At 73.7% G+C, this 23,110-nt stretch carries 16 protein-coding genes; 8 read left to right on the top strand and 8 right to left on the bottom strand.

All coding sequences use genetic code 11. From position 1 onward, the window contains the following. Positions 1 to 123: 123 nt before the first annotated feature. Together ACWEFJ_RS37940 and ACWEFJ_RS37935 are read right to left on the bottom strand one after the other, a co-directional pair. Complete coding sequence (locus ACWEFJ_RS37940) at positions 124 to 825, bottom strand: carbon-nitrogen hydrolase family protein (protein ID WP_449716752.1); 702 nt, start codon at positions 823 to 825, stop codon at positions 124 to 126. Between the two features lie 9 nt (positions 826 to 834). Further along, positions 835 to 3,087 (bottom strand): rhamnogalacturonan lyase, encoded by a 2,253-nt coding sequence (locus tag ACWEFJ_RS37935; protein WP_449716751.1) that lies wholly within the window; start codon positions 3,085 to 3,087, stop codon positions 835 to 837. A gap of 473 nt (positions 3,088 to 3,560) precedes the next feature. Between ACWEFJ_RS37935 and ACWEFJ_RS37930 the strand changes: the two genes are divergently transcribed. The 6 genes from ACWEFJ_RS37930 to ACWEFJ_RS37905 all read left to right on the top strand — a co-directional run bounded on the left by ACWEFJ_RS37930 (position 3,561) and on the right by ACWEFJ_RS37905 (position 10,724). After that, positions 3,561 to 5,384, top strand: coding sequence for a DUF6807 family protein (locus tag ACWEFJ_RS37930; protein ID WP_449716750.1), 1,824 nt, complete (start codon positions 3,561 to 3,563; stop codon positions 5,382 to 5,384). Positions 5,385 to 5,588: 204 nt separating this feature from the next. Continuing rightward, entirely contained in the window at positions 5,589 to 5,909 is a 321-nt protein-coding gene (locus ACWEFJ_RS37925; protein ID WP_449716749.1) for an L-rhamnose mutarotase, read from the top strand. A gap of 55 nt (positions 5,910 to 5,964) precedes the next feature. After that, complete coding sequence (gene rhaI, locus ACWEFJ_RS37920) at positions 5,965 to 7,113, top strand: L-rhamnose isomerase (protein ID WP_449716754.1); 1,149 nt, start codon at positions 5,965 to 5,967, stop codon at positions 7,111 to 7,113. Further along, entirely contained in the window at positions 7,110 to 9,149 is a 2,040-nt protein-coding gene (locus tag ACWEFJ_RS37915) for a bifunctional aldolase/short-chain dehydrogenase (protein WP_449716748.1), read from the top strand. Before rhaI ends, ACWEFJ_RS37915 begins: the two co-directional genes overlap by 4 nt. A gap of 144 nt (positions 9,150 to 9,293) precedes the next feature. Next, complete coding sequence (locus ACWEFJ_RS37910; RefSeq protein ID WP_449716747.1) at positions 9,294 to 10,313, top strand: LacI family DNA-binding transcriptional regulator; 1,020 nt, start codon at positions 9,294 to 9,296, stop codon at positions 10,311 to 10,313. Positions 10,314 to 10,586: 273 nt separating this feature from the next. Further along, entirely contained in the window at positions 10,587 to 10,724 is a 138-nt protein-coding gene (locus tag ACWEFJ_RS37905) for a hypothetical protein (protein WP_449716746.1), read from the top strand. 39 nt (positions 10,725 to 10,763) lie between these two features. Here ACWEFJ_RS37905 and surE read toward each other — a convergent pair whose 3' ends face one another. From surE to ACWEFJ_RS37880, 5 genes are all read right to left on the bottom strand, one after another. Continuing rightward, positions 10,764 to 11,507, bottom strand: a complete 744-nt coding sequence (gene surE, locus ACWEFJ_RS37900) for a 5'/3'-nucleotidase SurE (protein WP_449716745.1) — start codon at positions 11,505 to 11,507, stop codon at positions 10,764 to 10,766. Next, positions 11,504 to 12,427: a PfkB family carbohydrate kinase gene (locus ACWEFJ_RS37895; protein ID WP_449716744.1), complete on the bottom strand. Its 924-nt coding sequence runs from the start codon at positions 12,425 to 12,427 to the stop codon at positions 11,504 to 11,506. Before ACWEFJ_RS37895 ends, surE begins: the two co-directional genes overlap by 4 nt. Positions 12,428 to 12,468: 41 nt before the next feature. Further along, positions 12,469 to 13,692: a hypothetical protein gene (locus ACWEFJ_RS37890; RefSeq protein WP_449716743.1), complete on the bottom strand. Its 1,224-nt coding sequence runs from the start codon at positions 13,690 to 13,692 to the stop codon at positions 12,469 to 12,471. Further along, positions 13,685 to 14,317: an RNA polymerase sigma factor gene (locus tag ACWEFJ_RS37885; RefSeq protein WP_449716742.1), complete on the bottom strand. Its 633-nt coding sequence runs from the start codon at positions 14,315 to 14,317 to the stop codon at positions 13,685 to 13,687. The genes ACWEFJ_RS37890 and ACWEFJ_RS37885 overlap by 8 nt, the downstream gene beginning before the upstream one ends. Positions 14,318 to 14,392: 75 nt before the next feature. Then, positions 14,393 to 15,439: an LLM class flavin-dependent oxidoreductase gene (locus tag ACWEFJ_RS37880; protein WP_449716753.1), complete on the bottom strand. Its 1,047-nt coding sequence runs from the start codon at positions 15,437 to 15,439 to the stop codon at positions 14,393 to 14,395. A gap of 501 nt (positions 15,440 to 15,940) precedes the next feature. On the opposite strand from ACWEFJ_RS37880, the gene ACWEFJ_RS37875 reads away from it, so the two are divergent. Beyond that, the gene (locus ACWEFJ_RS37875) at positions 15,941 to 17,182 is read left to right on the top strand and encodes a cytochrome P450 family protein (RefSeq protein WP_449716741.1); all 1,242 of its coding nucleotides are present in this window, start codon (positions 15,941 to 15,943) and stop codon (positions 17,180 to 17,182) included. Between the two features lie 235 nt (positions 17,183 to 17,417). On the opposite strand, the gene ACWEFJ_RS37870 is transcribed toward ACWEFJ_RS37875, so the two are convergent. Beyond that, complete coding sequence (locus ACWEFJ_RS37870; protein WP_449716740.1) at positions 17,418 to 19,718, bottom strand: helix-turn-helix transcriptional regulator; 2,301 nt, start codon at positions 19,716 to 19,718, stop codon at positions 17,418 to 17,420. Positions 19,719 to 19,912: 194 nt separating this feature from the next. On the opposite strand from ACWEFJ_RS37870, the gene ACWEFJ_RS37865 reads away from it, so the two are divergent. Further along, on the top strand, positions 19,913 to 22,900 hold the full coding sequence (locus ACWEFJ_RS37865; protein ID WP_449716739.1) for a carbohydrate binding domain-containing protein: 2,988 nt from the start codon (positions 19,913 to 19,915) through the stop codon (positions 22,898 to 22,900). Positions 22,901 to 23,110: the final 210 nt, after the last annotated feature.

Genomic DNA, 23,110 nt, shown 5'->3' with positions numbered 1-23,110 from the left:
GGTCGGAGCCGGCAGGCTTGGCGGGACGCTTTTCCCCGCCGGGCCTGCCGGCTACGGCCTGCCTGGGGTGCTCGTACGGGCCCCATGTCAAATCGAGCCGGCCGCAACCACCAGCCCTTCACCTCACCGGTTCCCCAACCCCGACACCTCACACCGCACCACCGCCCCCACCTCCACCCCGGCCGCCACCACCACCTCCCCGGACGGATCCCACACCGCCGACCGCCCGGCCGCCGCCCCGTACCCCTCCCCGGTGGCCCCCGCGAAACTCGCCACCGCCACCCAAACCCCGTGCTCCCGGGCCACCCGCCGCGCCCGCGCGTCCACCACGTCCCACTCCCCGGCGTGCTCCAACACCCCGGCCGCGTACACGTCCACCCCCAACGCCACCGTGTCCGCCGCGTGCCGCGGCACCCCGGTGTCCTTGCACACCGCCAACCCGAGCCGAACCCCGTCCACCTCGACCACCGCCGGCGCGTCACCGGCCCGGAACCACCGCGGCTCCCCACCACCGAGCCACATCTTCCGGTACGCCACCCGCACCCCCGCCCCGGACACCTCCAACACCCCGATGCCCGGCCCTTCCGGCCCGGCCACCGGCGCACCCGCGAACGCCACCGCCCCCGCCTCGCCGCACGCCACCACCAACGGCTCCAGCAGCTCGAACGGCACCGCCGGCGCGTCGAAGTGGTACCCCGTCAACGACATCTCCGGGAACACCACCACGCGCGCCCCGGCCGCGCGCACCGCCTCCGCGTGCGCCGCCACGTTGGCGGGCACGTCGTGAGGGGTGCAGCGCGGCTGGGCGACGGCGAGCGTGATCACCCGCCGACCCTAACGCGGCACCTTCGCCCAATCGACGTCCGAGCCCAGGTAGAAGCCGGTGTACGCGGGCTGGTTGTAGGCCGTCTGCTGCCGGGCCACGTCGACCCGGTACTGCGGGTCCTGCATCAACGTGTAGAGCTTGTGCCCGGTGACCTCCGTGCTGAGGTAGATCCGCAACGCCGAGCTGTCCGCCGTGCGCACCAGCAGCTCCTCGCGCCAGTCGCCCAGCACGTCCGCCACCAGCGACGGGTTGCCCTTGGTGTGGTTGTTGGTGAGCGTGCCCGCGGCGGTCAGGAGCGTCCCCCGCCGCCAGTCGTCGATCGTCGGCGTCACGTCGATCGCGCCGTCCACGACCTGCGTCGTCAGGTCGCCCGCCCACCGGATGCTCGCGTTCGTGCCCGGGATCGCCGTCGACAGCGGCCGCCCGTCCGCCGACCACAACCCGGCCGCGTCCGTGCCGCCCGGCAGCGACGCCCACGTCTCCAGCCCCGGCTCGTCCGGCAGCACGTCGCCGATCATCCCGCGCCCGGTGTCCCGGCCGGTGTACCCGCCGTAGATCACCGCGCCGGTGGCCGCGTCGCGCAACGAGTAGCCGTAGGGCGCGGACGTCCCGCCCTCGTGCACCATGTAGATCTCCAGCCCCGGCCGGGCCGGGTCGATGTCGGTCACGTGCAACGCGTCGCCGTGGCCGAGTCGCGCCACCGCGCCGGGGTTCGCGCTGCCCGGCGGCAGCACGGCCGACGAGTTGTAGAGCACCTTGCCGTCGTGGTCGATGGTCGACGCGCCGTAGACGATCTCCTGCTTGCCGTCGCCGTCCACGTCCGCCGCGCTCAGCGAGTGCGCGCCCTGCGTGGCCAGGCCGCCGTGCGTCGGCGACGTGCCGTCCTTGCCGTGCACCGCGGAGTTGAACGGGTTGCTCATCGGCACCCAGCCGCTGTCCACGAACCAGTCCTTGACCAGCTTGCGGCCGTTCCACCGGTACGCCGCCAGCGTCGTGCGGGTGTAGTAGCCGCGGGCGAAGACCGCCGACGGCCGCTTGCCGTCCAGGTACGCGACTCCCGCCAGGAACCGGTCGACCCGGTTGCCCGGCTCGATCCGGGAGTACGCGTAGTCGCCCCACATCAACCCGTCGTCGTGCCGCCCCGGCTCGTACCGCACCGTCTCCAGCTCACGGCCGGACCTGCCGTCGAACACCGTCAGGTACTCCGGGCCGTCCACGATGAAGCCGGCGAACGCCCGCAGGGCGTTGCGCGTGCTGCGGGCCGGCGCGTACACGTCCACGAAGTAGTCGGCCAACGCCCGCGCGTCCGCGTCGGACAGCGGGTACGCGTACCGGGGCTCGATGCCGAACGCCTGCTCCAACGTCGCGGGCCACCGCCCGGACACCACCTCGGGGTGCGCGTGCCAGCCGCGGAACATCTCCACCACGTGCTCGTAGTAGCCCGCGGCGCTGAGCCGGTAGTCGTCGCTGTGCGAGTACCCGGCCCGCACGTCCTCGCGCGGCATCGTCACGTACCGTTCGGAGACCGCGTTGCCGCGCCGGTCGTAGGTGGTCACCTTCGTGCCGGGCGCGGTCTTCACCATCATCTCCGAGCGGCCGTCGCCGTCGAAGTCGTAGACCAGGAACTGTGTGTAGTGCGCGCCGGAACGGATGTTCACGCCCAGGTCGACGCGGTGCAGCAGGGTCCCGTCGAACCGGTAGGTGTCGATGTAGGTGGGGCCGGTGTAGCCGACCTGGGACACGTCCTTCGAGTTCGACGGATCCCATTTCACGACGTACTCGTAGCTGCCGTCGCCGTCCACGTCGCCCACGCTGACGTCGTTGGCCCGGTACGTGTACGCCTCGCCGGCCGGCGTGACGCCGTCGGCGGGCCTGCGCAGCGGCAGGTCGTGGAAGTTCTCCGCCCACGGCGAGACCGGCTCGCTGACCTCGCCCTGCCGACCGCGGACCACCGGGGCCACCCGGTACTCCGAGCCGCCCTCGCGGTCGAGGTAGTTGGTGCTGTCGGTGACGGTCGCTACGCGGCGGCCGTCGCGGTAGACCGCGAACGCCGGACCGGCCAGGCCGGTGCCGGTGTGGCCGGTGACCTCGTGGCGCAGCAGCCGCCAGCTCAGGAACACCCCGTCGTCGGTGCGCGCGGCGACCAGACCGCGGTCGAGGCGCTCCAGCCGGGGGCCGTCGGGCGCGGCCGCGGCCGGGGACGTGCTCAGGGCCAGCGCTAGGGCCGCCAGGACGGCGGGCAGGGTTCTGACGCGGGTCATCGGCGGCCTCCCAGGGCGCGACGGTGCGCGAGGTGCGTGACGACGCCACACGATGAACCGATTCAACGCAAATGGCAAGGGGTGGAGCCGGTGGGGTTTCGGCGGCCGGACACGGGCCTTGACGGACCGGGCAGGCTCGCTTAGCGTGGTTGAACCGATTCAACCGAGGAGTCAAGGATGCGGGTCGAACCGTCGCGCGGGGCCGGAGCGGTGATCGCCCCGCCACCCGCCACCCCCGACCCCCACCGGCTCCCGGGCAAGGTCCACGCACCCGCCCCGCACCGGTCCGCCCACGCCCACCACCGGGGCGCACCCACCGCGAACCCAGCCCTGACCGGGAACCGATCCGCGCACCGCCCGACGGCACCCAGCGCGGACCGGACCCTCGCCGCGGACCGGACCCTCGCCGCGGACCGGACCCTCGCCGCGGACCGGACCCTCGCCGCGGACCGGACCCTCGCCGCGGACCGCCCGTGACACCCCGCCTCGTGCTCGCCGGCGCATCCGGCTACGGGCGGCTCTACCTGCGCCAGATCGCCGCCCTCGAAGCGGAGGGCCTGGCGCGGCTCACCGGGGTCTGCGAGATCAACCCGCTCGACCCCGAGGCCCGACGGCTGATCGGCGACCGACCGGTGAGCCCCGACCTCGCGGCCCTGATGCGCGACGCGGACATCGGCATCGTGTCCACCCCCATGCACACCCACCTCCCGCTGGCGCACCAGGTCCTGGACGCCGGCGCGCACCTGCTCCTGGAGAAACCGCCCACGCCGACCCTGACCGGCTGGCGGGAGCTGGTGGACCGGTCCGGCGACCGCGCCGTCCAGGTCGGGTTCCAGAGCCTCGGCTCGCACGCCGTGCACCGCCTCGCCGACCTGATCCGCTCGGGCGCGCTGGGCGAGATCCGGGGCATCGGCGTGCGCGGCACCTGGTCGCGGGACGACTCCTACTACACCCGCGCGCCGTGGGCCGGCCGACGCACGCTCGACGGCGTCCCGGTGGTGGACGGCGCGCTGACGAACCCGTTCGCGCACGGCATCGCGACGGCGTTGGCGCTGGACGGCAGCACGGGCGTGGACGACGTGCACGACATCGAGCTGGAGCTGCTGCGCGCCCGCGACATCGAGGCCGACGACACCTCCTGCCTGAGGCTGCGCACGCGCAACGGCACGGTCGTCCTGGTCGCCGTGACGCTGTGCGCGGAGGTGGTGCGGGAACCGGTGCTCACCGTGCACGGCAGCCGCAAGCGGGCCGACCTGCACTACAGCGAGCACCGGCTGGTGATCGACGGCATCGAGGAACGCCACCGGCACGACTCGCCGCTGCGCAACCTGCTCGCCCACCTCCGCGACCCGGCCGTGCCGCTGCACTCACCGCTCGTCGCGACCGGGGCGTTCATGAAGGTGGTCGAAGCGGTCCGCACCGCCCCGGACCCGCTCCCGATCGACCGCGCCTGGCTGCGCCGCAACGGCAAGCGCGTCGACGTGGACGGCGTCGACCACGCGGTGGCCAGGGCCGCCGAGCGGCTGCGCACGTTCGCCGAGCTGGAGGTGCCGTGGTCCCCGCTGGCCGGCGTAGCCCGGCACGGCTGGGACACCGAGCGGCTGCCGCTGGTCGTGCCGCGACCGGCGCTGCACCCGGTGCGCACGCTCGGCGGCGTCGTGGTGACCGGCGAGCACCCCGACGACCACCCCTGGCACCGCGGCATCGGCCTCGCCCTGCCGGACGTCAACGGCGTCAACCTGTGGGGCGGCCGCAACTACGTGCCCGGCCGCGGGTACGTGCCGGGCGAGCTGGGCCGGCTGGAGGAGACCGGACCCGGCGAACTGGCGTGGTGCGACTCGGCGGGCGGCGTGCTGCTGCGCGAGCACCGACGCACCCGCCGCCGGGTGGTGACCGGCGGCTGGGAGCTGGAGTGGACCAGCGTGCTGACCGCCGAACGCGACGTGGTGCTGCACAGCCCGGGCAGCAAGGGACGCGCGGGCGCGGGCTACGGCGGCTGGTTCTGGCGCCTGCCCGACCTCGACCCCCGTTCGGTGCGGGTCCACAGCCCGGACGGCGAGGGGGAGGAGCGGGTCAACGGCCGGACCGCGCCGTGGCTCGCGGTCGTGGTCGACGACCCCGCGGGGGCGTGGACCGCCGTGCTCTCCGGACCGACCGACCCGTGGTTCGTGCGGGTGGGGCAGTACCAGGGCATCGGCTCGGCCCTCGCCTGGGACGCGCCGCTGGCGCTCCCGGCCGGCGGGCGGCGGGAGATCACCGTCCGGGTCGCCTTCTACGACGGCGTGCGCCCACCGTGACCCAACAACTCGTGCGCCCGACGCCGCCCCACGCGCACCGTGACCCACGACGACGTGCGCGACACCGCCCACTCGCCGGGGCCCGCTGCGGCCCGCGCCCACCGTTACCCACAGCGGCAGGCGGCGCGTAGTCCAGACCATTGACAAGGTTTACCGCCCGACAATAGCGTCCTGTGAAACGTTTCATTCCTCCGGAGGTTCGGCGTGCGACGTGTCTGCTTCCTGCTCCGGGTGCGCCCGGAGCGGCTGGAGGAGTACCGGGAGCGGCACCGCGAGGTGTGGCCCGAGATGCGCGAGGCCCTGCGGGAGACCGGCTGGGGCAACTACAGCCTGTTCCTGGCCGACGACGGCCTGCTCGTCGGCTACCTGGAGACCCCGGACTGGGACGCGGCCCAGCGGGGCATGCGGGCCCGCGAGGTGAACGACCGGTGGCAGGCCGAGATGGCCGAGTTCTTCACCGCGTTGGACGGCAGGCACCCCGACGAGGCCATGAGGCCGCTGACCGAGGTCTTCCACCTCGACTGAGCAGGTAAGGAGTCCCGACGTGGACGGCAAGACAGCAGCACCCGGTGCGGGTGGCGTGCGGGAGGCCCTGGCCGGGCAGCGGATCGAGCTGCCGTCCTGGGCGTTCGGCAACTCCGGCACCCGGTTCAAGGTGTTCGCGCAGCGGGGCGTGCCGCGCACGCCGCACGAGAAGATCGCCGACGCGGCGGAGGTGCACCGGTTCACCGGCGTCGCGCCGTCGGTCGCCCTGCACATCCCGTGGGACGCGGTGCCCGACTACGCCGAGCTGGGCCGGCACGCGCGCGACCTGGGCGTGGAGATCGGCACCATCAACGCCAACGTCTTCCAGGACGACGCGTACGTGCTGGGCAGCGTGTGCTCGCCGGACCCGGCGGCGCGCCGCAAGGCGCTCGACCACCTGCTGGAGTGCGTGGACATCATGGACGCCACCGGGTCGCGCGACCTCAAGCTGTGGTTCGCCGACGGCACGAACTACCCCGGCCAGGACAACATCCGGGCCCGGCAGGACCGGCTGGCCGAGGCGTTGCGCGCGACCTACGAGCGCATCGGGCCGCACCAGCGGATCCTGCTGGAGTACAAGCTGTTCGAGCCCGCGTTCTACACCACCGACGTGCCGGACTGGGGCACGGCGTACGCGCACTGCCTGGAGCTGGGCGAGCGGGCGCAGGTCGTGGTCGACACCGGCCACCACGCGCCGGGCACCAACATCGAGTTCATCGTCGCGGTGCTGCTGCGGGCGGGCAAGCTGGGCGGCTTCGACTTCAACTCCCGCTTCTACGCCGACGACGACCTGATGGTCGGGTCGGCGGACCCCTTCCAGCTCTTCCGGATCATGGTCGAGGTCGTGCACGGCGGGGCGCTCGCGCCGGAGTCCGGCGTGGCGTTCATGCTCGACCAGTGCCACAACATCGAGCCGAAGATCCCCGGCCAGATCCGGTCGGTGATGAACGTGCAGGAGGCCACCGCGAAGGCGCTGCTGGTGGACCGGGAGGCGTTGACCGCGGCGCAGCTCGCCGGTGACGTGCTGGGCGCGAACGCCGTGCTGATGGACGCCTTCAACACCGACGTCCGCCCGCTGGTGGCGTCCGTGCGCGAGGGCATGGGGCTCGACCCGGACCCGATGGCGGCCTACGCGCGGTCGGGGTACGGCGAGCGGATCGTGGCGGAACGGGTCGGCGGCGAGCAGGCGGGGTGGGGCGCGTGAACGACAGGGACAGGGACGACCAGGTGCAGGCACTGCTGGAGCGCTCGCACGAGCTGGGCGCGGACCCGACGACCACGAACTACGCGGGCGGCAACACCTCGGCCAAGGGGGTGGGGACCGACCCGGTGACCGGCGGGCCGGTCGAGCTGCTGTGGGTCAAGGGCTCCGGCGGCGACCTCGGCACGCTGACCGCGAGCGGCCTGGCCGTGCTGCGGCTGGACCGGCTGCGCGCCCTGGTCGACGTCTACCCGGGCGTGGACCGCGAGGACGAGATGGTCGCCGCGTTCGACTACTGCCTGCACGGCAAGGGCGGGGCCGCGCCGTCGATCGACACCGCCATGCACGGCCTGGTCGAGGCCGCGCACGTGGACCACCTGCACCCCGACGCGGGCATCGCGCTGGCCGCGGCCGCGGACGGCGAGGCGTTGACCAAGGAGGTGTTCGGCGACCGGGTGCTGTGGGTGCCGTGGCGGCGTCCCGGGTTCCAGCTCGGTCTGGACATCGCCGCGATCGCGCGCGAGCACCCGCACGCCATCGGCGTGATCCTGGGCGGCCACGGCATCACCGCCTGGGGCGAGACCTCGGCGCAGTGCCGGGACCGGTCCCTGGAGATCATCCGCCGGGCCACCGAATTCCTGGCCGCGCGCGGCCGGCCCGACCCGTTCGGCGCGAAGCTGCACGACCCGCTGCCCGCCGCCGAACGCCGGGCGCGTGCCGCCGCGCTCGCGCCGCTGCTGCGCGGCCTGGCGTCCACCGACCGGCCGCAGGTCGGCCACTTCACCGACGCCGACGTGGTGCTGGACTTCCTGGCCCACGCCGAGCACCCCAGGCTCGCCGCGCTGGGCACGTCCTGCCCGGACCACTTCCTGCGCACCAAGGTGCGGCCGATGGTGCTCGACCTGCCGCCGACCGCGCCGCCGGACGAGGTCGCGGCCCGGTTGCGCGAGCTGCACCGGGCGTACCGGGAGGACTACCGCGCCTACTACGAGCGGCACGCCACGCCGGACTCGCCGCCGATGCGCGGCGCGGACCCGGCGATCGTGCTGGTGCCCGGCGTCGGCATGTTCTCCTACGGCAAGGACAAGCAGACCGCGCGGGTGGCGGGCGAGTTCTACGTCAACGCGATCAACGTGATGCGCGGCGCCGAGTCGGTGTCGAGGTACGCGCCGATCGACGAGGCGGAGAAGTTCCGCATCGAGTACTGGGCGCTGGAGGAGGCCAAGCTCCGGCGGATGCCCGCGCCCAAGCCGCTGGCCTCCCGGGTCGCCCTGGTCACCGGCGCGGGGTCGGGCATCGGCAGGGCCATCGCGCTGCGGCTGGCCGCCGAGGGCGCGTGCGTGGTCGTGGCGGACGTCGACGCCGACGCGGCGCGGGCCGTGGCGGACGAACTCGGCCCGGACACCGCGGTGGCCGCGATCGTCGACGTGACCGACGAGGACGCCGTCGCGGCGGCCGTCGAGGAGGCGTGCCTGGCGTTCGGCGGGGTGGACCTGGTGGTCAACAACGCCGGCCTGTCGATCTCCAAGCCGCTGCTGGAGACCACCGCCCGCGACTGGGACCTCCAGCACGACGTGATGGCGCGCGGGTCGTTCCTGGTCGCGAAGGCGGCCGCGAGGGTGATGGTCGAGCAGGGGATGGGCGGCGACATCGTCTACATCGCCTCGAAGAACGCGGTCTTCGCCGGGCCGAACAACGTCGCCTACGGCGCGGCCAAGGCCGACCAGGCGCACCAGGTCCGCCTGCTGGCGGCCGAGCTGGGCGAGCACGGCATCCGGGTCAACGGCGTCAACCCCGACGGCGTGGTGCGCGGGTCGGGCATCTTCGCCGGCGGCTGGGGCGCGCAGCGGGCCGCCGTGTACGGGGTGCCGGAGGAGGAGCTGGGCGCGTTCTACGCGCAGCGGACGCTGCTCAAGCGCGAGGTGCTGCCCGAGCACGTGGCCAACGCGGTGTTCGCGTTGACGGCGGGGGAGCTGTCGCACACCACCGGCGCGCACCTGCCCGTGGACGCGGGCGTGGCCGCCGCGTTCCTGCGGTGACCGCGGTGGTGCCGGTGATCACCCCGACCGGTGGAGGTGAAACGATTTAACGCAGGCCGGGGCGGTTAGGATGGAGTGGGGCCGCGGTCGGGGCCGGGCGGTACAGTCCACTCCTTCACACCTTCAGTCCGCCGAGGAGGCGCGGTGGGGTCACCGGTGAGCATCCGCGACGTGGCGATGCGCGCGAAGGTGTCCGTCGGCACCGTCTCGAACGTGCTCAACCGGCCCGAGGTCGTCGCGCCGGCGACCCGCGACCGGGTCATGGGCGCGATCGAGGAGCTGGGGTTCGTCCGCAACGACGCCGCCCGCCAACTGCGCTCCGGCACGCCGCGCGCCATCGGCCTGGTCGTGCTGGACGTGGGCAACCCGTTCTTCACCGACGTCGCCCGCGGGGTCGAGGACACCGCGAGCGACGCCGGGCACGCGGTGATCCTGTGCAACAGCGACGGGTCCACGCAGCGGGAGGCGCGGCACGTCGAACTGCTCGCCGAGCAGCGCGTGCACGGCGTGCTGATCACCCCGGTGGACACCGACCTGGCCGCCGTGCGCCGGCTGCGCGAGCGCGGCATGTCCGTGGTGCTGCTCGACCACCCGACCAGCGACCCGGACCTGTGCTCGGTCGCGGTGGACGACCGGGCGGGCGGCGAGCTGGCGGTCACCCACCTGCTCGCCGAGGGCTACGAGCGGATCGTGATGCTCAACGGGCCGCAGCACGTCCACCAGGCGCGCCAGCGGCACGAGGGCGCGGTGGACGCGGTGCGCAAGTCGGGCCGGGACGCGGGCGTGCTGGAGGAGCTGAAGGTCCCGTCGCTGAACGTGGCGTCCGGGCAGCGCGCCGCCGAACAGCTCCTGGCCCGCTCCACCAGGCCGGACGCGGTGTTCTGCGCCAACGACCTGCTCGCGCTGGGCCTGCTGCAGGTGTTGGTGCGGGCGGGGGTGCGGGTGCCGGAGGACATCGCCATCGTCGGCTACGACGACATCGACTTCGCCGCCGCGGCGGCGGTGCCGCTGACGTCGGTGCGCCAGCCGCGCCAGCAGATCGGCCGCACCGCGGCGGAGCTGGTGATCGCCGAGACGATGACGCCGGCCGAGCACCGGCACCAGCACGTGCTGTTCGCGCCGGAGCTGGTGGTGCGCGAGTCGAGCCGCCGGGTGCGCCGCTGAACCGGGTGCCCTCCGCCGCCTGATGTGCCGACCGGGTGCGTGGCTGACCGGTGGGTCGCTGAACCGGTGGGTCGCTGAACCGGGGCGCGACCCCGGAACGAGGTCCGTCCGCCGACCGGTGTGTCGCTCGGCCGGGTTCGACCGGCGGCTGATCCCACCGGGCGATCACGCTCTGTCACGTGGGCTGCCCCACTTGGGGTGAGGAACGCGGCATTCGGGGTGTGAAGCACCGACCTCGTGGGTATCTGTCCGGGGATCGAGGGAGGTCACACCATGGGCAAGCACAGGCTGGGCCAGGCCGAGGGCCGCGAGTGGGGCGGTCCGGACCTGGTCACCGGCGCGGCGGACGCGCTGGGCCGGGCCGACGGCGAGCAGGCCGAACCGGCGGCGGAGCGCGGGGAGGACGACTAGGCCCGGGTGCGACCGGACCCCGACGTCACCGGGTGCGCGTCACCGGACGTCCAGGTCGGGGTCCTCGGCGACGGAGCGCAGCGGCGTGACCGTCGCCCGCCCTTCGGCGAGCAGGGCCGCGTCGGTGCCCGGCGTCAACTCGTCCGCGACCACCACGGCGGCGAGGGTGATGGAGCCGTCGTCACTGTCCTTGATCCTGGTCCGGACCGCGCCGAACTCGGCCAGGCCCGCCCGCCGCGGCGCGCCGGCCTCCGGCCGGTTGGGCACGTTCACGTTGAGCACCGAGCCCACCGGCAGGGCGGCGAGCCGGTCGAACAGCCCGGCGGCGACCGCGACGGCGGTGTCCCAGTGGTGCGGCACGTCGAGGTCGAGCCCCACGTCAAGCGACACCGCCATGGCGCGGGCTCCGTTGATGGCGGCGGTCAGCGCCGCGCCGACGGTGCCGGAGTGCAGCACGGCGCGGCCGACGTTCGCGCCGCGGTTCACGCCCGAGAGCACCACGTCCGGCGGGTCGCCGAACGCGCCCTGCGACGCGACCAGGGCGATGAAGCCGGGGTGCGCGGCGACCGCGTAGGCGGGCACGTCGGGCAGCCCCGGCAGCTCGCGCCGCGCCACCTGGACGCGCCGGTCGTCCTCGGCGGCGGTGAGCCCGGCGCTCGTGCCGCTCGACTCGCGCGCGGGCGCGGCGACGACGGTCGTCCAGCCGTGCGCCACCGCGCCGCGCGCCAGGGCGAGCAGCCCCGGTGAGTCGATGCCGTCGTCGTTGGTGATGAGCGCCCTCATGAGTCCTCCCACGGCCGCAGCCGCACCCGCTCGACCAGTTCCCGCACCACGTCACCGCTGCCGGTGCCGAGGCCGTGCCGGGTCACGTTGACCGCGCCCGCCGCCGCGCCCAGCTTCAGGGAGTCCTCCAGGGACTTGCCCAGGGCGAGCCCGGCGGCCAGCCCGGCGGTCATCGAGTCGCCGCCGCCGCGCGTGTCGACCGGGCTCAGCTCCGGCACCTCCACCAGGTACAGCTTCCCGTCGAGCCACGCCAGCGTCTCCTCGGCGGCCCGCGACACCACGATCGCGCCGGCCGCGCCGGCCTCGGCCAGCTTGCGGCAGCCGTCGACCAGGTCGGGCAGCGCGTCGGACGCGGCGAACCCGTCCGCCAGCAGCTCCTCGTGGCTGACCTTCACCACCTCGGGGCCGCCCGCGAGCGCGGCGGCCAGCCGCGCGCCGGACAGGTCGACCACCACGCGGCAGCCGTTGCCGCCGAGGTCGGTGGCGAGCCGTTCGTAGACGGAGTCGGGCACCGGGGTGTCCTCCGCCGCGGGTCCGCTGAGCACGGCGACGCCCGCGTCGAGCGCCTCGACCAGCGTCATCTCGTACAGGTCGTCCAGCTCGTGCCGGGACAGCGGGTCGGCGGGCATCCGGACCACCTGGTCGCGCCCGCCGTCGCGCCGGTCGTGGACGTAACCGCCGTTGCGGGCGGCGACGTCGCGGGCCTTCAGCTCGACCCCGATCAGGTGCCGCAGCACCTGCCCGGTCTCACCGCCCAGCGCCGCGCACAGCACCACCTCGGCGCCCAACGACTCGATCATGCGCGACATCCACACCCCCTGCCCTCCGGCGTGGATGTGGATGTCGGGCGTGCCGTCCAGCTCTTCGACCGTGACGGTCAACTCGGGGGAAGGGGCGAACACCGCTACTCGTCCGGACATAACGGACACTTACCCCGTGGTGTCGTGATCGAACCCCGCGGTCAGGAGCCGGGCGTGATCTCCTCCAGAACGGTCCCGGCGGCGTCCCGCACCACGAACCGCGCCCCGTCGCCGAGGCCCGGCACGACCACCGAACCGGCCACGGGCACGGCGGTGGTGTCCGGCAGACCGGGGCGGACCAGGGTCACGCTCGCCACCCGCGGGTCGGTGACCTCCGCGATCAGGGCCTCGGTGTTCGACCCGTCGTGGCCGAAGTCGTAGAACACCCGCGCGCCGCGCAGGGTCCCGCCGGACACGAGCATCCCGGCCCACTGCGGCGCGTCGGGTCGGGCGAGGTCGTACACCACGACCGTCCGGTCCTGCCGGCACAGCAGGAGCAGGTCGCCGTAGTGGCCGAGCTGCACGGACTCGGTCGGGGTCAGGGCGACCGCCCGACCCGCCCGCCAGGCGTCGGCGTCCGGCACGGGCCGCGGCTGGTCCGCGAGGCACTCGCCCAGCCTGCGCCCCTCCGGCCCGGTGCGGTCCTCGGGGGTGACGGGCCGGTCGACCGCGGTGGCGGCGGGCGGCGGCGTGGTCAGCTCGAACCCCTGCACCAGCTCGTCGGAGGAGGAGACCTCGGGCCGGGCCACCACGCCGTCCGAGACGAACCCGTTCGGCATCAGGAACACCCGGCCCGACCGGGCCACGATCACCCGTTCACCCTGGTCGCCGGTCCGCGCGGAGAGCAGGAGCGGCCGGGGGTCGGCGCCGGTGAACCCCGCCATCGACCCGGTGGTGGTGGTGAACGCGACGGCGAGGGCGCCGGGGTCGGCCTGCGGCGACGACACGGTGACCGACATCGGGGTGGTCTCGCAGAACACGATCCCCGCGGTCGTCTCGAACGCGGCGAGGTCCACCCGGCGCTGCGACGCCGTGGCGATCGCCGTCCACCGCTCCGGCGGCGGCAGGGCGGCGGAGCGGGCCTGGCAGCGCCGCGCCATGCCGGCCGGCGCGGAACCCTCGCGCACGTCGTAGAAGACGTGGGCGTCGTGGTGGCGCAGTTCGGGGATCGCCGTGGTGCTCGACGCGGTCGCGGCCTGGTCGCCGGGGGCGGTGAACCGCACGGCCAGGGCCGCCGCCGCGACCACGGCCACCGCGACGGCGGCGACCTTGAGCGGGAGGCGGCGCGGCGGGGGCGCGTCGAAGCCCGCGCGCAGCCGGGTGAGCGCGACGGCCCGCACGCCGTCGGGCAGCGGGCTGGTCGGCGGCAGGTCCAGGTCAGTCATCGGATTCCTCCTCGATCAGCCCGCGAAGGCGGGCGCGGGCCCGGGACGTCCTGGCGCGGACGCTGGCCTCGGCGATGCCGAGCAGCCGCGCGGCGTCGGCCGTGGAGACCTCGCCGAGCAGGCACAGCCGCACGACCTCGCGCTCGGCGCGGGGCAGGCGGTCGACGGCGGCCAGCACCCGGCGCAGCCGGCGTTCGGCCAGGTCGCCCTCGGCGACCGCGTCGGCGTGGTCGCGTTCGGGGGTCGTGCGGGACAGCCGCTGCGCCAACGCGGTCAGCCGCGCGCCCGCCCGCCGCTCGTCGCGGGCCAGCCGCGCCGTGACGGTGAACAGCCACGGCCGGGCGGAGTCGCGGGTCAGCACGGCCCGGCCGCGGGTGCGCCAGGCGGCGAGGAACGCGGTGGAGAGCAGGTCGTCGGCCTGGGCCCAGGACGCGGTGAGCCGGTAGGCGTAGTTCCACACCGCCTCGGCGTGGCGCTGGAACAGCTCGGTGAACGCGGCGTGCGCCCGCGGCCCGTCGCCCGCGATGGCCCGCCACAGGTCGGCGTCCGACTCGGGGGGCGGCCCGACCCCGGGCGCGTCGGTCAACGCCAGCACCCCGATCGAGTCCGCTGAAGCTTCCGTCATGCACTGTATGAGGACGGGCTGCGGCGAGTGCTGCCGGTGTCGCGCGTGCCGTGGGTCACACCGGGTGTGGCGGGTTCAGTCGCCGGCGGGCCTGCCGAGTTCCTGGTCCACCAACGGCAGGACCTCGGTGCCGAGCAGTTCGATCGCCTCCATGACCATGCGGTGCGGCACGCCGGACCAGTCCACCTGCATCGCGTACCGGTCGGCGCCCACCAGGCGGCCGACCGAGATCAGCCGCTCCGCGACCTCCTCCGGGCTGCCCGCGAAGATCGACCGCGCGCCGCGGGTCCACTCGTCGTACTCGGCGCGGGACGGCACCGGCCAGCCGCGCGCCCGCGCGCCGTACTTCATCGTCTCCAGCCAGTACGGGTAGAACGCGTCCTTGGCGTCCTGGGACCGGCGGGCGATCAGGCCGATGGCGCTCATGGTGACGTGCAGGTCCGCGGCTGCCCGGCCGCCCGCCTCGCCGGCCTGCCGGTACACGTCCACCAGCGGCGCGAAGCGCTCGGGCTCGCCGCCGATCACCGCGTACACCACGGGCAGGCCGAGCAGGCCGGCCCGGATGGACGACTCGGGGTTGCCGCCGGTCCCGACCGAGATCCGCAGGTGCGGACCGTAGGGGCGGGGGTGGACGTGCGCGTCCCGCAGCGGCGCGCGGAACCGCCCGGACCACGTGATCGGGTGCTCGCGGTCCAGGCGGAGCAGCAGGGCGAGCTTTTCCTCGAACAGCTCGTCGTAGTCCTCCAGGCTCGCCCCGAACAGCGGGAACGACTCGGTGAACGACCCGCGTCCGGCCAGCAGCTCCGCCCGGCCCCGGCTGAGCTGGTCGAGCGTGGTGAACTGCTGGTACACCCGCACCGGGTCCTCGGTGCTGAGCACGGTCACCGCGCTGCTCAGGGTGATCCGCGACGTGACGCTCGCGGCGGCGGCCAGCACCGTGCCGGGGTTGGAGATCGCGTAGTCGGCGAGGTGGTGCTCACCCAGGCCGTAGAAGCCCAGCCCCAGTTCGTCGGCCAGCCTGATCCGCTCCAGCGTCTGCGCGAGCTTGTCCGCGACGGACACCTGCTCGCCCGTGACGGGGTCGGCGTGGCGGTCGCCGAAGCTGTAGACGCCGAGCTGCATTCCTCTTGACGACACGTCGACAACCTACGGGTCGATGGTTCGGATCGCGGCGGCGGACTGAGCGACCGCGCGTCCGGCGGGATCGCGGTCGCGGATCGAGCCGCCGGGCGTCCAGTCGGAGGGGGAGACCGAGCCGCGGGACGCTCGCGTCGTGGTGGAGGCGGCCGGTCCGGCCGCGAACAAGGGGTGTGGCTCTGGAAGAGGGCCGCGCGGGGTGCGGCCCTCTTCCCGTCCCCCCTGGGACGCCGGGCGGCGGCCGACCCGCCTGACCCGCCCGGCGGGGTTCGGCCGTCGGGGTGCCGAACCCCGCCAGGGTCGCGCGTTCGTGCGGGACTCCGCATCAACCACCATCCGTATCCTCCTCCGTATTCGGGATGGGAGGATCATGTCCACCGATCTCCGTACGCCGTCACCCGGAATACGGAACGCGGTGGATGCGCGACGTGTGGGGCTCGCACGAAAGTGGACGCCGCACAACCCCCATCGCATCAAGGAGACGACGTGCAGCTGACCGCGGAGTTCGCCCCGGACCGACAGGCCCTCGTCGGCGGCCCGCTGCGCGGCTGGCAACACCACGCCCACGAGGACGCGCTGGCCCGCCTCGGACCCGTCCACCCCGCCGAGCTGCCCAACGGCCTCGAGGTCCTGGTGACCACGATGGGCCTGGAGGCCACCCGCGCCCTGCTGGCCGACGACCGGCTGGCGAAGGACGCGGCCGGCCTGCGCGCCGCGATGCAGGACCAGCTGGCCCGCAAGGGCAGGCCGACCGACCTGTCGCGCATCATCGGGCCGTCCATGCTGAACACCGACCCGCCGGACCACCGCAGGCTGCGCGCGCTGGTGTCGCAGGCGTTCACGCCGCGCCGCATCAACTCCCTGCGCCCGGCGGTCGAGCGGGCCGCCCACGAGCTGGTCGCGGCCCTGCCGGACGACGCCGACCTGATCGGGGGCCTGGCGTTCCCGCTGCCGCTGGCGGTGATCTGCGACCTGCTCGGCGTGCCGGTCGAGGACCGGGAGCAGCTGCACCACTGGACCGCGGCGATGATGACCGAACGGCCGGAGCTGGTGGTGCCCGCGTCGGACGCGATGTTCGGCTACCTGGCCGGGCTCATCGAGTACAAGCGCGACCAGCCGGACGACGCGTTGCTCAGCGGCCTGGTGCAGGCCCAGGTCGACGGCGAGCGGCTGACGCCGGAGGAGTTGCTGACCACCGCGATCCTGCTCGTGGTCGCGGGCCACGAGACGACCACCGGGTTGATCGGCAACGCGACCGTGGCGCTGCTCTCGACGCCCGGCGCGTGGGAGGCGCTGGACGAGGACACGGTCGGCGCCGCGATCGAGGAGGCGGCCCGGTGGGACCCGCCGGTGCGGGTCACGCCGCACTACCGCGCGACCGCCGACATCGAGGTGCCCGGCGGGGTCATCCCCGAGGGGTCGGTGGTGATGATCGGCCTCGGGACGGCCGGGCGCGACCCGCAGGTGCACGGCCCGACGGCGGACCGGTTCGACCCGACGCGGACTCCGGTGGGCGGCAACGCGGCGCTGGGGCACGCGGCGTTCGGGCACGGCGTGCACTTCTGCCTGGGGCACCACCTGGCGCGGATCGAGGCGCGGGCGGCGTTGATGGCGCTGCGGGTCCGCGCGCCCAAGGCGCGGTTGGCGGTGGAGGCGGGGGAGTTGGAGCGCGGGGACAAGGTCGTGCCCAACTCGTTCGCGGCCGCGACCGTGGTCTTGGAGGGGTGAGGGCGCACACGGCCCTCCGGCCGCCGCGCCGACCTGCCCGCGCCCACCGACCTGCCGCCCGCGCCCACCGACCTGTCCGCGCCCACCGACCGACCCGTCGCCCGTTGCGGTGCCGCCCCGGTGCGGGCGGTCGTCGGGCCGCTCGTCTGTCGGGCTGCTGATTCACCGGGCGAACATCGGCCTGTGACGTCCGCGTGGCGTGGGACCGGCACCGGTCCCACGCCACGCGCCGGTGTCAGTCGGCCATGCCGGCGAGCAGGGTGATCAGCTGGTGCCGGTTGGTGATGTCGAGCTTGCGGTAGATGCGGGTCAGGTGGGTGTGCACGGTGGCCGGGGAGATGACGAGCCTGGTGGCGACCTCCGGGTTGGACAGGCCGTCCCCCACGAGCTTGGCCACGTTCCACTCGGCGGGGGTCAGGCCGCCCGGCCGGCGGTCCGGTTCCGCGGTCGGGACCTCGTCCAGCACCACGGCCAGCGCCTGTTCCACCGACTCGGCCGGGCTGGAGTACGCGCGGGCGTACTCCTCCTCGCCGAGCACGGCCCGCGCCCTGGCCACGGCCTGGGCGGTGACCCAGGCGAAGGGCACCAGCCCGTCGACGCGGACGCCGGTGACCCGGTGCAGCCCGTGGGCCAGGCCCAGCATGCGGGCGGCGGCCACGCCGTCGCCGGCCCGGGAGTGCGCCCAGCCCAGCGCCTCGATGGACCACAGCGGTCCCCACTTGTCGCGGATCTCCCGCTGGACCCGCAGGCCCTCCATCAGCACGTCCAGCGCGCCGACGGGGTCGCCCCAGCGGGTCTGCACGACGCCGCGGCACCAGTGGGCCCAGCTGATGCCCCACTGCGCGCCGAGGCGCTGGCACTCGGCGTGGAACTCCTCGGCGGCGGGCTCGGCCTGTTCGCGGGAGCCGAGGAGGACCAGCGAGACGGTGAGCAGGATGTGGGCGAGGTGGTGGTCGACGGCGAACGCGGGACCCAGCGCGCCGAACTCCGCGTGGGCCTGGCGGAGCAGTTCCACGCCCTCGATCGCACCGAGCGCCAGCACGGCGTACGCGCCGCGCACGAACGTCACGGCGGGCACCGGGCCGCCGACCTCGCGGGCCAGGGCGTCGGCCTCATCCACCCGCCGCGCGACGAGTTCCCGTTCCACGCCCAGGCACAGCGCGATCCAGGCGTCGAGGGCGATGGCGCTGGCCCGCAACGGGTCCGCGGTGGGCGGTGTGGCGGCCAGCGCGCGGCCCAGCCACAGCCGTTCCTCCGGTAATCGACCGGCGTAGGTGTACCAGCGGGTGCGGGCCAGGTCCACGCTCATCTGCAGACCCGCGTGCACGGTGTCGGGGTTGCGGATCAGGTCGGCGAGCACCACGCGGTGGTTGGCCATGTCGGCGTCGACGGCGGCCAGCAGCGCGGCCTCGTTGTGCCCCTCGAACGACTCGGCCAGCCGGGCGGCCTCGCGGCGGAAGTGGTCCTGGTGGCGTTGGCGCACCTCGTCCACCTCGCCGGCGGCCCGCAGCCGGGCCGCGCCGTGCTGCCGCAGCGGTTCCAGCAGGTGGTAGCGGCTGCGGTCGGCCGACGGCAGGACGATCGACTTGTCGAGCAGCCCCGCCAGCGCGTCGGCGACCTCCTCCGCGTCGAGCCCCGCGCCGGCGCACACGGCTTCGGCGGCGGTCAGGCTGAACCCGCCCTCGAACACCGACAGCCGCGCCCACAGCAGGCGCTCGGCGGTGGTGCAGTGGGCGTGGCTCCAGTCGATGAGCGCGGCCATGGTCTGGTGGTGCTCGACCGAGGTGGTGTCGTTGGCGGTGAGCACGCGCATCACGTCGTCGAGCCGGTCGGCCAGCAGGGACACCGGCATGGACCGCATCCGCACGACGGCCTGCTCGATGGCCAGCGGGATGCCGGAGACGCGGCGCAGCACGCGCACGACGTCCGGCCAGTTCTCCGGGGTGACGCGCCAGCCCGGCACGCTCGCCTCGGCCCGGTCCACCAGCAGCGCCACGGACTCGTAGCCGAGGTCCAGCGGCGCGTCCTCGGCGGGCACGTCCAACGGCGGCACCATGACCAGCACCTCGCCGGGCACGCGCAGCCGGGCCCGGCTGGTGGCCAGGACGCGCACCCCGGGCGCCGCGCCGAGCACCGCGCGCACCAGGTGCGCGACCGGCTCGACCAGGTGCTCGCAGTTGTCCAGCACCAGCAGCACCTGGCGCGGCCGCAGGTAGTCGACCAGCGTCTCCAGCGGCGTCGTGGTGGCCTGGTCGGGCACACCGACGGCGCTCAACACCACCTGCGCCAGCAGTTCCGGGTCGCCGCCGCGCGCGGACGCCAGCTCCACCACTCGCACACCGTCGTCGTAGGCGCGGTGCACCTGGGCGGCCAGTTCCAACGCCAGCCGGGTCTTGCCGCCGCCGCCCACGCCGGTCAGCGTGATGAGCGGCGAGGCGCCCATCCGCCGGCGCAGCTCGGCCAGCAAATCCTTGCGGCCGACGAACGAACTCAGCGCCCGCGGCACCACACCGCCTCCCGCTGCCCGCTCGGTCATCGGGACACCGTACGACATCCGGTCGGACCGACGACATGAGATCGACTAAGGACCGCCCGGAGGGACCAGTCCGCAAATCCTTGCAACGATGGCCGGGCATTCGTGCTCGTCAGGCGTTTACGGCGGAGAGCGCTCGGGTCTAGCCTGCAAGCAATTGCACCACTTTGCGCAACGAAGCGTGACGGGAGCAGTGAATGCGAGCGAGATCGCGACGCCTGACCGCCCTGTCGGTGGCCGTCGGACTGGTCTGGGCGTTCTGGACCGTGCCGGGCGGGGCCGTCGAGCGGCAGGCCACCGAGGCGGCGGCCACCGCCGACACCACCACCGTCTTCTACCGGCTGCCGTCGGGCTGGCCGGTCGCCAACGTGCACTACCAACCGCGCAACGGCCCGTGGACGGCCGTGCCGGGCGAGCGGATGGAGCCCGCCGCGTGCGCGGGCTGGGTCCGCCGGACCGTGTCGCTGGGCGAGGCCACCGGCCTGGTCGCCGTGTTCAACAACGGTTCGGGCACGTGGGACAACAACAACGGGCGCAACTACAGCCTCGGCACCGGCGTCGTCACGGTGGCCGGCGGCGTGGTCGGGATCGGGGACCCGTGCGGGTCGCAGCCAGGCCCCGACCCGGACCCGACCAACCACGCGGAGGTCTACTACCACTCGAAGGCGCGGAACTGGACCGCGACCCGGATCCACTACCAGCCGACCGGCGGCACGTGGACCGCCGTTCCGGGCGTGCCCATGGAGCAGGTGTGCCCCGACTGGGCCCGCGCGTCGGTCGACCTGGGTCGGGCCACCGGCCTGAAGGCGGCGTTCAACAACGGCTCCGGCCAGTGGGACAACAACAACGGCGCCGACTACGCGTTGCCGACCGGGCGCAGCACCGTCAAGGACGGCGTGGTCACGCCGAACGCGGCCGATCCCTGCGGACCCCCTGCCCCGCAGGACACCGTCGCGCCGAGCGTGCCCACCGCCCTGCGGGCCGAGGCGTCCGGGCTCACCGTGTCGCTGAGCTGGCAGGCGTCCACCGACGACGTCGCCGTCGCGGGCTACGAGATCACCCGCACCGGCGGCGCGCTCGGCACGGTCGTGCGGAACACCGGAGCGGTCGGCTTCGCGGACGGGCCGCTGACCGCGAACACCACCTACTCCTACGCGCTCAAGTCCTACGACGCGGCGGGCAACAAGTCCGCGTCCACCGCGTACGTCACGGTGACCACGGGTGACGCGCCGCCCGCACCGCCGGGCGGCACCCCGCTGGGCGGCGACCCGCGCGAGGACTCCATCTACTTCGTGATGACCGCCCGCTTCAACGACGGCGTCACGGCCAACAACCGCGGCGGCAGCCTGCACGTCCGCTCGGGCAACGCGGCCACCAACGACCCCATGTTCCGCGGCGACTTCCAGGGCCTGATCGACAAGCTCGACTACATCAAGGGCCTGGGCTTCTCCGCGGTCTGGATCACCCCGGTGGTGCTCAACCGCTCGGACTACGACTTCCACGGCTACCACGGCTGGGACTTCCACCGAGTGGACCCGCGCCTGGAGACGCCCGGCGCGACCTACCAGGACCTCATCAACAAAGCGCACGCCAAGGGCCTGAAGATCTACCAGGACGTCGTCTACAACCACAGCTCCCGGTGGGGCGCGAAGGGCCTGTTCCAGGCGAAGGTGTTCGGCGTCCGCGACGACCAGTGGTCCTGGTACTACGACCAGCCGGTGCAGGGCTTCGAGTACGACGGCCTGACCATCGACCCGAACACGGGCAAGTCCTACTACAACGGCGACCTGTGGTCGACCGCGGAACCGACCGGCAACACGTGCGTGGACTGGGGCAAGCCGACCCAGCACACCAGCCCGGAGGGCTACCGGATCTACAGCTGCCAGTGGCCGAGCCCCACGTCGGGCATGTTCCCCGCCCAGCTCTACCACCGCTGCTGGATCGGCAACTGGGAGGGCGAGGACTCGCGGTCGTGCTGGCTGCACGAAGACCTCGCCGACTTCAACACCGAGAACCCGATCGTGCAGAAGTACCTGATCGACGCCTACAACCGGTTCATCGACATGGGCGTGGACGGGTTCCGCGTCGACACCGCCGTGCACGTCCCGCGGGTCACCTGGAACCGCCGGTTCCTGCCCGCGATCCAGCAGCACGCCACCGCGAAGTTCGGCGACAAGGGCCGTGACTTCTTCGTCTTCGGCGAGGTGGCGGCGTTCGTCAACGACAAGTGGAACCGCGGCTCGGTCAACCACTCGGCGCAGTTCTTCACCTGGAAGGAGCGACGCGACTACAGCGCCGACGACGCCACCGCGGCCCTGGAGCAGTACGCCTACGAGCAGGGGATGGGCACCGGCGGCCAGCCGACGAGCCGCAACGCGTTCCTCGACGGCAACGCCTACCACGCCCCGGACCACTCGGAGTTCTCCGGCATGAACATCATCGACATGCGGATGCACATGAACTTCGGCGACGCGAACAACGCGTTCTGGAACGCGAAGGACTCCGACGACTCCACCAACGACGCCACCTACAACGTGACCTACGTGGACTCGCACGACTTCGGGCCCAACAAGTCCACCGTGCGCTACGCGGGCGGAACCGACGCGTGGGCGGAGAACATGAGCCTGATGTGGACGTTCCGGGGCATCCCGACGCTCTACTACGGCTCGGAGGTCGAGTTCCAGGCCGGCAAGCAGATCGACTGCGGCCCGACCTGCCCACTGGCCACCACCGGCCGCGCCTACTTCGGCGACCTCATCGCGGGCCAGGTGACCGCCTCGGACTACGGCGAGGTCTCGTCCGCGTCCGGCGCGGTCGCCACCACCCTGCAGAAGCCACTGGTCAAGCACGTGCAACGGCTCAACCAAATCCGCCGCGCCGTCCCCGCCCTCCAAAAGGGCCAGTACTCGACCGACGGCGTGTCCGGCGGGATGGCGTTCAAGCGCCGCTACACCTCCGGCTCCGTGGACAGCTTCGCCCTGGTCGCGATCTCCGGCGCGGCCACCTTCACCGGCATCCCCAACGGCACCTACCGCGACGCCGTCACCGGTGACACGAGGATCGTCACCGCCGGCAGCCTCTCACTGAACCCCACAGGCAAAGGCAACGCCCGCGTGTACGTGCTCGACCTACCGAACAACCCCGCACCGGGCAAAGTCGGCACGGACGGCCCGTACCTGAAGTGACCCAGCCCGAAGTGACCCCAACCCGATGTGACCTCCGGCGGGCGGCCGTGCGCTCTCCCCACCGCCCGCCCGCCGGATCCCACAACACCCACCACCCCACCCACAACGCCCACCGACCCACCCACATCGGACCCGCAGCCACCCCACCGAGGCTCGATTTGACATGGGTTCGGGTGCCTTAGGCTGGACGAAGCCGGCAGGCCTGGCGGG

It is taken from the genome of Actinosynnema sp. NPDC004786, assembly GCF_053601135.1.
The sequence above is the reverse complement of the archived record's forward strand: the minus strand, read 5'-3'. Positions and strand labels throughout refer to the sequence as shown.

Excerpts from the sequence above, each read along its gene's own strand:
- ACWEFJ_RS37890 (WP_449716743.1), bottom strand. The coding sequence starts at position 13,692 with ATGACTGACCTGGACCTGCCGCCGACCAGCCCGCTGCCCGACGGCGTG.
- ACWEFJ_RS37880 (WP_449716753.1), bottom strand. The coding sequence starts at position 15,439 with ATGCAGCTCGGCGTCTACAGCTTCGGCGACCGCCACGCCGACCCCGTC.
- ACWEFJ_RS37895 (WP_449716744.1), bottom strand. The coding sequence starts at position 12,427 with ATGTCCGGACGAGTAGCGGTGTTCGCCCCTTCCCCCGAGTTGACCGTC.
- surE (WP_449716745.1), bottom strand. The coding sequence starts at position 11,507 with ATGAGGGCGCTCATCACCAACGACGACGGCATCGACTCACCGGGGCTG.
- ACWEFJ_RS37865 (WP_449716739.1), top strand. The coding sequence starts at position 19,913 with ATGCGAGCGAGATCGCGACGCCTGACCGCCCTGTCGGTGGCCGTCGGA.
- ACWEFJ_RS37885 (WP_449716742.1), bottom strand. The coding sequence starts at position 14,317 with ATGACGGAAGCTTCAGCGGACTCGATCGGGGTGCTGGCGTTGACCGAC.
- ACWEFJ_RS37870 (WP_449716740.1), bottom strand. The coding sequence starts at position 19,718 with ATGACCGAGCGGGCAGCGGGAGGCGGTGTGGTGCCGCGGGCGCTGAGT.
- ACWEFJ_RS37905 (WP_449716746.1), top strand. The coding sequence starts at position 10,587 with ATGGGCAAGCACAGGCTGGGCCAGGCCGAGGGCCGCGAGTGGGGCGGT.
- ACWEFJ_RS37935 (WP_449716751.1), bottom strand. The coding sequence starts at position 3,087 with ATGACCCGCGTCAGAACCCTGCCCGCCGTCCTGGCGGCCCTAGCGCTG.